Source organism: Streptomyces sp. DvalAA-43 (assembly GCF_900091725.1).
GTDB classification, from domain to species: Bacteria; Actinomycetota; Actinomycetes; order Streptomycetales; family Streptomycetaceae; genus Streptomyces; species Streptomyces pulveraceus.
This window is the reverse complement of record NZ_FMBW01000084.1, coordinates 1-10,440: the sequence shown is the minus strand read 5'-3', so window position 1 is coordinate 10,440 and position 10,440 is coordinate 1. Positions and strand designations below refer to the sequence as shown.

The 10,440-nt window shown below is 71.0% G+C and carries 7 protein-coding genes and 1 CRISPR repeat array; all 7 genes read left to right on the top strand.

Annotated features, from left to right (window positions below):
• The first annotated feature begins 229 nt into the window (after positions 1-229).
• The 7 genes from casA to cas2e all read left to right on the top strand — a co-directional run bounded on the left by casA (position 230) and on the right by cas2e (position 9,861).
• Positions 230-4,954, top strand: a complete 4,725-nt coding sequence (gene casA / locus GA0115234_RS34510) for a type I-E CRISPR-associated protein Cse1/CasA (protein ID WP_237541978.1) — start codon at positions 230-232, stop codon at positions 4,952-4,954.
• Positions 4,951-5,709, top strand: coding sequence for a type I-E CRISPR-associated protein Cse2/CasB (gene casB / locus GA0115234_RS34505; RefSeq protein WP_093549617.1), 759 nt, complete (start codon positions 4,951-4,953; stop codon positions 5,707-5,709). The genes casA and casB overlap by 4 nt, the downstream gene beginning before the upstream one ends.
• Before the next feature lie 97 nt (positions 5,710-5,806).
• The gene (gene cas7e, locus GA0115234_RS34500; RefSeq protein ID WP_093549615.1) at positions 5,807-7,081 is read left to right on the top strand and encodes a type I-E CRISPR-associated protein Cas7/Cse4/CasC; all 1,275 of its coding nucleotides are present in this window, start codon (positions 5,807-5,809) and stop codon (positions 7,079-7,081) included.
• Positions 7,078-7,818 carry a type I-E CRISPR-associated protein Cas5/CasD gene (cas5e, locus tag GA0115234_RS34495; RefSeq protein WP_093549613.1) on the top strand — a complete coding sequence of 247 codons (741 nt, stop codon included), beginning with the start codon at positions 7,078-7,080 and terminating at the stop codon, positions 7,816-7,818. The genes cas7e and cas5e overlap by 4 nt, the downstream gene beginning before the upstream one ends.
• On the top strand, positions 7,818-8,546 hold the full coding sequence (gene cas6e, locus GA0115234_RS34490; RefSeq protein WP_093549611.1) for a type I-E CRISPR-associated protein Cas6/Cse3/CasE: 729 nt from the start codon (positions 7,818-7,820) through the stop codon (positions 8,544-8,546). Before cas5e ends, cas6e begins: the two co-directional genes overlap by 1 nt.
• The gene (gene cas1e / locus GA0115234_RS34485; RefSeq protein WP_093549609.1) at positions 8,543-9,502 is read left to right on the top strand and encodes a type I-E CRISPR-associated endonuclease Cas1e; all 960 of its coding nucleotides are present in this window, start codon (positions 8,543-8,545) and stop codon (positions 9,500-9,502) included. The genes cas6e and cas1e overlap by 4 nt, the downstream gene beginning before the upstream one ends.
• The gene (gene cas2e, locus GA0115234_RS34480; protein WP_093549607.1) at positions 9,499-9,861 is read left to right on the top strand and encodes a type I-E CRISPR-associated endoribonuclease Cas2e; all 363 of its coding nucleotides are present in this window, start codon (positions 9,499-9,501) and stop codon (positions 9,859-9,861) included. The genes cas1e and cas2e overlap by 4 nt, the downstream gene beginning before the upstream one ends.
• A 144-nt stretch (positions 9,862-10,005) precedes the next feature.
• Positions 10,006-10,400: direct repeats of the CRISPR family, unit length 29 nt; unit sequence GTGGTCCCCGCGCGTGCGGGGTTGGTCCC.
• Positions 10,401-10,440 lie beyond the last annotated feature (40 nt).

Below are 10,440 nucleotides of genomic sequence, written 5' to 3'. Positions count from 1 at the left end.
CCTCGGCAACGCCGCCGCAGGCGTGGGCAGGTGGTCCCCACGAATGCCGGCTCACCACCCCCCCAGAGCAAGCCCAGCAAGAACCCACACAGGGCACCCCACACCCCCAGCCCGTAGCCATCACCCAGAAAGTCGATCACCCAGGGGCCTCGTGCAGTCAAAATCGATCACTACTCATCTATTTCGGAATCCGACACATGAACGCCCCCCACTCATGTCAAATACAGCCATGCTCCATGACCACCCCGAAGTCACCACCGCTTACGCCAAGTTGTCCCGCGCAGCGCGGACAGCCTGGGGCAAGCACGACCGGGCGGCCGAGGAGTGGCTTCCCTTGTGGCGGCACATGGCGGACAGTGCCGCTGTCGCGGGGCGGCTGTGGGATGTGTGGGTGCCGGAGAGTGTGAAGGCGCTCGTTGCCGAGGCGCTGCCCGGCGGGGCGGGGGATGCTCGGCGGCTTGCCGTGTATCTGGCTTGTGTGCATGACATCGGGAAGGCGACGCCGGCCTTCGCGTGTCAGGTGGAGGGGCTTGCCCACCGGATGCGGAGGGCCGGGCTCGATATGCCGGACCAGAAGCAGTTCGGCGAGGACCGCCGGATGGCACCGCACGGGCTGGCCGGGCAGTTGATCATTCAGGAGTGGCTGGGCGAGCGGTTCGGCTGGAGCGGGCGGGCCTCGGGGCAGTTCGCGGTGGTGGCCGGCGGGCATCACGGGATGCCCCCGGGCCACCAGCAGATCCGTGCTCTCGGGCTGCACCCCCGGCTGTTGCGTACGCAGGGGGACAGCGAGGACGCCTGGCGCTCGGTGCAGTACGAGTTGCTGGACGCGTGCGCGCGGCGGGCCGGGGTGGAGGGGCGGTTCGCGGAGTGGCAGGCCGTGCGGCTGCCGCAGACCGTCCAGGTGGTGCTGACGGCGATCGTGATCGTCTCCGACTGGATCGCCAGCTCCTCCGAGCTGTTTCCGTACGATCCCGCCTCCTGGTCCTCCTCGGGAGGGAAGGACGGTGAGGCCCGGCGGCTCGGTGCCGCCTGGGCCGGGCTGGATCTGCCGGGGCCGTGGCGGCCGGAGGTGCCGGAGCAGAGCGCGGAGGAGTTGTTCCGGGACCGTTTCGAGCTGCCGGACGGCGCCCGGATCAGGCCCGTGCAGGAGGAAGCCGTACGGATGGCCCGGAGCATGCCCGCCGCCGGGCTGCTGATCATCGAGGCGCCGATGGGCGAGGGCAAGACCGAGGCGGCGTTCGCGGCGGCGGAGATCCTGGCGGCCCGTACCGGAGCGGGCGGCTGTCTGGTCGCGCTGCCGACCCGGGCCACCGGCGACGCCATGTTCCCCCGGCTGCTGAGCTGGCTGGAGCGGCTGCCCTCGGACGGTCCGCTGTCCGTCGTACTCGCCCATGCCAAGGCCGCGCTCAATGAGGTGTGGGCCGGGATGACGAAGGCGGGGAACCGTACGATCGCCGCCGTCGAGCTGGACGGGGACGGGGAGATCTCACGTCCTGGGGCGGCCGATCCCGCCCATCCGGCCGGACTCCACGCCCACCAGTGGCTGCGCGGGCGCAAGAAGGCGCTGCTCTCCTCCTTCGCCGTGGGCACCATCGACCAAGTGCTCTTCGCCGGGCTCAAGAGCCGGCATCTCGCGCTGCGGCACCTGGCCGTCGCGGGCAAGGTCGTCGTGATCGACGAAGTGCATGCCTACGACGCCTATATGAATACGTACCTCGACCGGGTTCTGGAGTGGCTGGCCGCCTACCGGGTGCCGGTGGTGATGCTATCGGCGACCCTCCCGGCGGCCAGACGACGGCAGTTGGCCGCCGCGTACGCCGGGGAGGAGACGGTCGAGATGGCCGATGCGTTGCATCTCCCGGACGATGCCTATCCGTTGATCACCGGCGTCGGTCCCGGTGATCGACGGACAGGCATCGTCCGTACCGCGCGGCCCGAACCCGCCTCGGGGCGCCGTACCGAAGTGACGGTGGAACGGCTCGACGACGGCCTCCCGGCGCTCGCGGAGCGGCTGGGGCGCGAGTTGCGGGGCGGGGGATGCGCGCTGGTCGTGCGCAACACCGTCGACCGGGTGCTGGAGGCCGCCGAGCACCTGCGGGAGCGCTTCGGCGCGGAGGCCGTGACCGTCGCCCACTCCCGGTTCCTCGCCGCCGACCGGGCCCGCAAGGACACCGACCTGCGCGAACGGTTCGGGCCCGGCGGCGACCGGCCCGCCGGGCCGCACATCGTCGTGGCCAGCCAGGTCGTCGAGCAGTCGCTCGACATCGACTTCGACCTCCTGGTCACCGACCTGGCGCCCATGGACCTGATGCTTCAGCGCATGGGGCGGCTGCACCGCCATCCCCGTACGCGTCCACCGCTTCTGGCGACGGCCCGCTGTCTGGTGACGGGGGTGGAGGACTGGGGCGCCGATCCGCCCGTACCCGTACGCGGCTCACGCGCCGTGTACCAGGGGGCGCACACCCTCCTCCGGTCGCTCGCCGTGCTGGGTCCGCACCTCGACGGCGCCCCGCTGGTGCTGCCGGACCACATCAGTCCGCTGGTGCAGGCCGCCTACGACGATCGGCCCGCCGGACCGGACCACTGGGCTCCGGTACTGGCCGACGCCCGGCGGGAGTATCTGAAGAGGCTCACGGAGAAGCGGGTGCGCGCGGACGCGTTCCGGCTCGCCCCGGTACGGCGGGCCGGGCGGGCGGTCATCGGCTGGCTGGACGGCAACGCGGGCGATGCCGACGACAGCCGCACCGGGCGGGCCCAGGTACGGGACAGCGAGGAGACCCTGGAGGTGCTCGTCGTCCAGCGGCGGGACGACGGCCGACTGACCACGGTGGGCTGGCTCGACGACGGACGCGGCGGGCTGGACCTCCCGGAGCACGCGCCTCCGGTACGCCATGCCGCGGAGGCGGTCGCCGCGAGCGCGCTGACGCTGCCTCGCGCCCTGACGCATCCGGGCGTGATCGACCGGACCATCTCCGAGCTGGAGCGATTCGTCGTTCCGGCCTGGCAGGTGAAGGAATGCCCCTGGCTGGCGGGCGAGTTGCTGCTCGTGCTCGACGAGCGTTGTCAGACCCGCCTGTCAGGCTTGGAAATCCACTACAGCGCCGATGACGGACTCCGGGTGGGTTCCGTCGGCACGCGCAGAGCAAGCGGAACAAGCGAAACAAACAGAACAAGCAGAGCAAGCAGAGCAAGCAGAACGAGTGGAACCAAGGGGCTCGAACCGATGACGCCTTCCTTCGACCTGGTCTCCCGGCCCTGGCTGCCCGTACAGCGCGACGACGGCACGACGGACGAGCTGTCACTGACGGATGTCTTCGCGCAGGCCCACACGCTGCGGCGGCTGGTGGGCGATCTGCCCACCCAGGAGTTCGCCCTGCTGCGGCTGCTGCTCGCGATCCTGTACGACGCGTTCGACGAGGCGGACGACGGGAAGTCCGGGTCCGTCGAGGAGTTGGAGGACTGGGAGGAGCTGTGGCGCGACGAGAAGTCCTTCGCCGTCGTCGCGGACTACCTCGACCGTCACCGCGGGCGCTTCGACCTGCTCCACCCCGAGCGTCCGTTCTTCCAGGTCGCCGGATTGCACACGGCGAAGCACGAGGTCGCCTCGCTGAACCGGATCGTCGCCGACGTACCGAACGGGGAGGCGTTCTTCTCGATGCGCCGGCCGGGCGTCGACCGGCTGAGCCTCGCCGAGGCGGCCCGGTGGCTGGTACACACCCACGCCTACGACTCCTCCGGCATCAAGTCCGGAATGGAGGGCGACGACCGGGCCAAGGGCGGGAAGGTCTACCCGCAGGGCGTCGGGTGGGTGGGCGGGCTCGGTGGCGTCCATGCCGAGGGGCACACGCTGCGCGAGACGCTGCTGCTGAACCTGGTCCCGACCGGGGAGGACATCGTGGGGTTCATGGCGGACCCGGCCGCGGACCTGCCGGTCTGGCGCCGCGAGCATCCGCCCGGCCCCGGAGTGCTGGAGGACGACCCGTCCGTCCCCCGGCCCGCCGGTCCGCGCGACCTCTACACCTGGCAGTCACGGCGACTGCTCCTGCACACCGAAGGCGATGACGTCACGGGGGTCGTGCTCGGCTACGGCGACCCGCTCGCTCCCGTCAACCGGTGGAAGGAGGAGCCCATGACCGGGTGGCGGCGCAGCCGGGCGCAGGAGAAGAAGCTGGGCCGTCCGCTGGTCTACCTGCCGCGTCAGCACGATCCGGCCCGAGCCGCCTGGCGCGGTCTGGCGGGCCTGCTGTACCCACAGGAGTCGGACAGCGGGGCAGCGGGCCGGGGCACGGATGAGAGCAAGCCGTCCGGGGTGGTGCAGTGGCTGGCCATGCTCTCCGATCCGAACGAGGGCGTCCTGCCGGAGAAGTCGCTGTTCCGGACGCGGCTCGTCGGTGCGGTGTACGGGACGCAGCAGTCCGTGGTGGACGAGATGGTGGACGACGGGCTCACCCTGCCGGTCGTGCTGCTCCACGAGCACCGTCCGCTGTACGGTGCGGCGGCGGTGGACGCGGTCGCGGACGCGGAGAAGGCGGTGGCCGCGCTGGGACACCTGGCGGGAAATCTCGCCCGTGCGACGGGGGCGCCGCCCGGCCCGGCCACGGACACCGCACGTGATCGGGGGTTCGGGGCGCTCGACGGGCCGTACCGGCACTGGGTGGTGAGCCTCGGGGAGAGCGCGGACCCGGTCACCGCGCGCGCCGCGTGGCAGGCCGACGTCCGCCGGATCGTTCTCGCCCTCGGCCGCGAGCTGCTCGACGGCGCGGGCCGGGCGGCGGCGGAGGGGCGGGTGGTGGAGCTGCCCGGGGTCGGCAAGCGCTGGGTCGACAGTTCACGGGCGGACCTTTGGTTCCGGACCCGGATCAACAAGGTGCTGCCGAAGCCGCCCTCCGCCCCTCCCGTCGACGGCCACCGCCCCGACGACAACAGCCCGGAAGGACCGGAAGGAACCGTATGAGCACCATCTCGAAGACAGCCGGTCGCGTCGACGGCACGGACGAACGATCCGTTCGTGAGCTGGTAGAGCAGGCGACGCACACGTATGTCGCACAGCTCCAGTTCCGGTACTTCAAGGACGATCCGGCGGCCGTGGCGGAGATGGCCCAGCTGCGGCGCGGCGCGGGCAGGCGGGCACACGAGATCCCGGAGCTGTGGGGAATCGACGCCCTGGAGAAGCTTGCCGAACTGATGCCGAAGTCGGCCTCGGGCTCCGGCCGCCGGGAGGACGCCGAGGAGGCGGTCTTCCTCGCCTCGACGCTGTGGGCGCTGCACCAGCAGTCCCGTCCTGGCCAGAACACCCACGTCAGGGGGAAGGACCTCGGTGGTGCGGTCCGTGCGCTGATCCGGTTGAAGAAGACGGAGGGCGCGGACGAGGAGGAGTCCCCGCTGCGCAAGCGTCTGGTCCGTGTCGGTACGGCCGAGTCGTTCCCGTCCGTCGCCGTGCGGCTCAGGGAGATCGTCATGCTCCTGCGCACCGTGCCCGAGCCCCTGCCCCTCGACTACGCGCGCCTGGCCGGTCAGCTCTACCGATGGCAGGACCGGAGCACGCGCGCCGGCGTGCAACGCGAGTGGGGGCGCGAGTTCCACCTGGCCGCGTCCGCTCCTCGTACCGGGAAGGGGAAGACCCCGGACGCCGAGAAGGGCGACGCGATCGACCCGACGTTGGATGCGGACGAGGACGGCACGTACGGCGGATACGCGGCCGGGGAGTGAGGCCACAGCCCGCAGCCGCCTTACGCCACCTCCCCCACCTCGACGAACTGACTTCCGCCCCACGCACCGCCCTACCGAACAGAGGATTTGAAAGCACGTGACCAGGACGATTCTTGACATCCACATCCTCCAGACCGTCCCTCCGAGCAATCTGAACCGGGACGACACGGGGGCGCCGAAGTCGGCGATGTACGGCGGTGTGCGGCGTTCCCGGGTGTCCAGCCAGGCGTGGAAGCGGGCCACGCGCAAGGCGTTCGACGAACTGCTCGACACGTCGGAGCTGGGCGTCCGTACCAAGAAGGTCGCCGAGGAGCTCGCGGGGCGCGTCCAGGTGCTCGATCCGTCGCTGACGCGCGCCGCCGCCCTGGAGTTGGCAGCCGAGACGATCTCCACGGCGACGGGCTCGAAGCTCTCCGTGCCCAAGCGCAAGAGCAAGGACGCCGACGCCGACTCCGAGGAGCTTGCCGGGGAGTCCGGGTACCTCATGTTCCTGAGCGACCGGCAGTTCGGCGCGCTCGCCGCGCTGGCGGTCGAGGGCGGCAAGGGCGGTGACGTCAAGGCGCTCAAGGACTTCCTGAAGGTCAAGACGAACAGGGACCGGGCCAAGCAGGCCGTCGATACCGGACACTCCGTGGACATCGCGCTGTTCGGGCGCATGGTCGCGGACTCCGCCGATCTGAACGTGGACGCGGCCGTACAGGTCGCCCATGCGCTGAGCGTGCACCCGGTGGAGGTCGAGTCGGACTACTACACGGCGGTCGACGACAGGAACACGGCCGCCGAGCCGGGCGCCGGGATGATCGGCACCGTCGAGTTCAACTCCGCGACCCTCTACCGGTACGCGGCGGTCGACGTGAACCGCCTCCAGGAGAACCTGGGCTCCGGCGGGGACGACGAGAAGCAGCCGGCGGAACCCACCCGGCGCGCGGTCACCGCGTTCCTCGAAGGCTTCATCACCTCGCTCCCGACCGGGAAGATCAACACCTTCGGCAACCAGACGCTGCCGTCCGTCGTGATCGTCAAGGTCCGTTCCCGGCGGCCGATCAGCTACGTCGGAGCCTTTGAACAGCCGGTCCCGCCGGGGAGGAACGGCGGGTTCCTCCGGGACGCGTGTGATCAGCTCGCCACGTTCGTACCGGAGCTGGAAGCCCGGTACGGACTCGCCGGAAGCGAGCAGGGCAGCAGGCACAGCTGGGTGCTGAGGGTGGGCGACGAGACGAGCGCGCTCGACGGGCTGGGCACCGAGGTGAACCTGCCCGAGCTGCTGACCTCCGTGGGGGACACCGTGGTCGCCCGGCTGGCGCCGGAGACGGCTACCGCCGGTCGGGACGGGGCGGCTCCGGGTGTCACGGCTCCGGGGTCCGGGGCATGAGCGTGCTGCTGATGCGGCTCGCGGGTCCCCTGCAGTCCTGGGGGTCCGCGGCCCGCTTCGTGCGCCGCACCACCGAGAACGCACCGACGAAGAGCGGAGTCCTCGGCCTCCTCGCCGCGGCCCAGGGGCGACGGCGCGATGCCGACCTCTCCGATCTGGCGGCGCTGGAGTTCGGTGTCCGTATCGACCAGCCCGGCACCCGGCTGCGGGACTTCCAGACGGCGCACCACAGCGACACGCTCAAGGCGATGCCGCTGTCGGAGCGCTTCTATCTGGCCGACGCCGTGTTCGTGGCGGGGGTGAGCGGCGAGGCGGCACTCGTGCAGCGGCTGTACGAGGCGCTGCTGGAGCCTGTCTTCCTGCCGTACCTGGGGCGCCGCTCCTGCCCGCCCTCGGAGCCGATCACGATCGGGGAACCGCTGGACAAGGGCCTGGAGCAGGCCCTGCGCGAGGCGGAGTGGGAGGTGTCCGCACGGGTCCGGCGGCGCCGGGCGGCGTCCGGCGCGGCGCAGCTGGACCTGCTCCTGGACAGCCCGCCGGAGATCCGGCCGGACCTCACGCTGCGCGACCTCCCGATGAGCTTCGACCCGCGGCACCGGCGGTACGGGCTGCGCGGGATCCGCACGCTCCAGGTCCCCGCGCCCGGCACGGCGGGGTCGCCACAGCCGTCGCTCCCGCCCCACGAGCCCACCACCCTGCTCACACCCGTCACATCTGTCACACCGAGGACCGCCTGATGTACCTCACCCGATTCCGTGTGAACACCGGCCGCTCCGATGCCCGGCAGCTGCTTGGTTCGCCGCACCGCATGCACGGAGCGGTGAACATGTCCTTCCCCACGCCACCGTCCAGGGAGGGAAGCGCCCCCCGGGTGCTGTGGCGCGTGGACCGCAACGCGACCTCCGAGACGCTCCTGTACATCGTCAGCCCCACCCGCCCCGACCTGACCGGCCTGGTCGAGCAGGCGGGCTGGCCGGCCTCGGACGAGCCGGGGTGGACGACATTCGCGTACGAGGACTTCCTCGCCGCTCTCCATCCGGGCGACACCTGGGAGTTCAGGCTCACCGCCAACCCCGTGCACAACATCCGCCACGAGTACGTCAAGGAGGGCGAGCGGACCAAGCGGGCCGCGCACAGGACGCCGCGTCACCAGATGGAGTGGCTGCTGAAGCGGCAGAAGCAGGCCGGTTTCGAGATCGTCGAGAAGCCGGTGGAACACAGGCTGCTGCCCGAGGGCGACGAGTACGAACTGCTCGTCCGCGACCAGGTCCCGATGAGGTTCCGCCGTCCCCCGGCGAAGACCGGCGGGAACGACGTACAGATCACCAGGGTCACCTTCGACGGCCGCCTGCGCGTCACGGAACCGGACCTCTTCCGCCGCACGCTCACCCACGGCCTGGGCAAGGCGAAGGCGTACGGCTGCGGCCTGATGACCCTGGCCCCGGTGGTACGGGAGACGGCATGAGCACGGTCGGCCGCAGGGGTGCCTCCTCACCACGCGAACTCACCCGGGTCGGGGACCGTCTCTCCTTCGTCTACCTGGAGCGCTGCACCGTGCACCGGGACTCCAACGCCATCACGGCGGAGGACGCGGACGGCATCACGCACATCCCGTCCGCGACCATCGGCACGCTGCTGCTCGGTCCGGGCACCCGCGTCACCCACCAGGCGATGGCCCTTCTCGGCGAGTCCGGAGCCGGTGTGGCCTGGGTGGGCGAGCACGGTGTGAGGTACTACGCGGGTGGGCGGGCGCTGACGCGTTCCTCGGGCCTGATCGAGGCGCAGGCCACCGCCTGGGCGAACCGGCGCACCCGGCTGGACGTGGCCCGCGCCATGTACCGCCTGCGCTTTCCCGGCGAGGACACCGCGGGCCGTACCCGGCAGGATCTCCTCGGGATGGAGGGCAGCCGCCTGAGGGACTGCTACAAGCGGGAGTCGATACGCACGGGCGTGCCCTGGCACGGGCGTAAGTACAACCGCGACGACTTCTCGGCCGGAGACGCGCCCAACCAGGCGATCACGGCCGCCGCCCAGTGCATGTACGGGGTCTCCCACTCGGTGGTCGCGGCCCTCGGCTGTTCCCCGGGTCTGGGGTTCGTGCACTCCGGGCACGAGCGCTCGTTCGTCATGGACGTGGCCGACTTCTACCGGACGGAGATCGCGATCCCCGTCGCGTTCGACGCGGCGGCCGAGGGCGAGGAGGACGTGGCGACGCGGACCCGTCGCATGCTCCGGGACCACATCAACCGCACCGGCCTGCTCGACCGCTGCGTCCGGGACATCAAGAACCTGCTCGGCTACGACGGCACCCGCGACACCACGGAGGCGGACGGCACGCCACAGGACCGGGTCACCCTCCAGTCCGACGGCGACCGTCATGTGGAGAGCGGTCGCAACTACGGGGACGAGATCATCTGGTGACCGTCATCGTCCTCACCAACTGCCCCGTCGGCCTGCGGGGGTTCCTCACGCGCTGGCTGCTGGAGATCTCGCCCGGGGTCTTCCTGGGCGCACCCTCGGCCCGCATCCGCGAGGTCCTGTGGAACGAGGTCCGCCAATACGCGGGCCAGGGCCGGGCGTTGCTCGCCTACCAGACGAACAACGAACAGGGCTACACCTTCGAGACCCACGACCACGCCTGGCACCCGACCGACCACGAGGGCCTCACCCTGATCCACCGCCCGAACCCGGGTGCGCCACGCGCCGCGCGGAAATCGCCCGACGTTCCTCGCCAGGGCTGGAGCAAGGCAGCGAAGCGGAGAAGATTCGGCAGCAAGTAGCGCGGAGCGGAGCGATGACGGGGGCGGCGGAGCGGGACGACCGTCTTCGTTCATCCGGAATGAGGGAAAAGGGTGGCTTTGCCGGTATCGAAGGAAGTAAGTAAAAACAGCCTCCTGCCCGCATAAACCCCCAGGTCAGTTCCTGTGGTCCCCGCGCGTGCGGGGTTGGTCCCGAGTCCAAGCCCGGCTACCTCGCCGAGACCCTGTGGTCCCCGCGCGTGCGGGGTTGGTCCCCACGAGGTGGAGGCGCTGACCGGGCCGTCCTCGTGGTCCCCGCGCGTGCGGGGTTGGTCCCGCCGCCGTCGACATCAAGGACGACGCCGCCAGGTGGTCCCCGCGCGTGCGGGGTTGGTCCCGACTGGACGGCGAGCTGAACGGCCCGGTTGTAGTGGTCCCCGCGCGTGCGGGGTTGGTCCCCGCCAGGCCGGTGAATGGCACGACCGCCTTCAGTGGTCCCCGCGCGTGCGGGGTTGGTCCCGTCTCCAGGTACATGCTTCAGCTGGAGGTCATGTGGTCCCCGCGCGTGCGGGGTTGGTCCAAGAAGCCCGGCCGGGGCGTCTTCTCCCGCCGGGTGGTCCC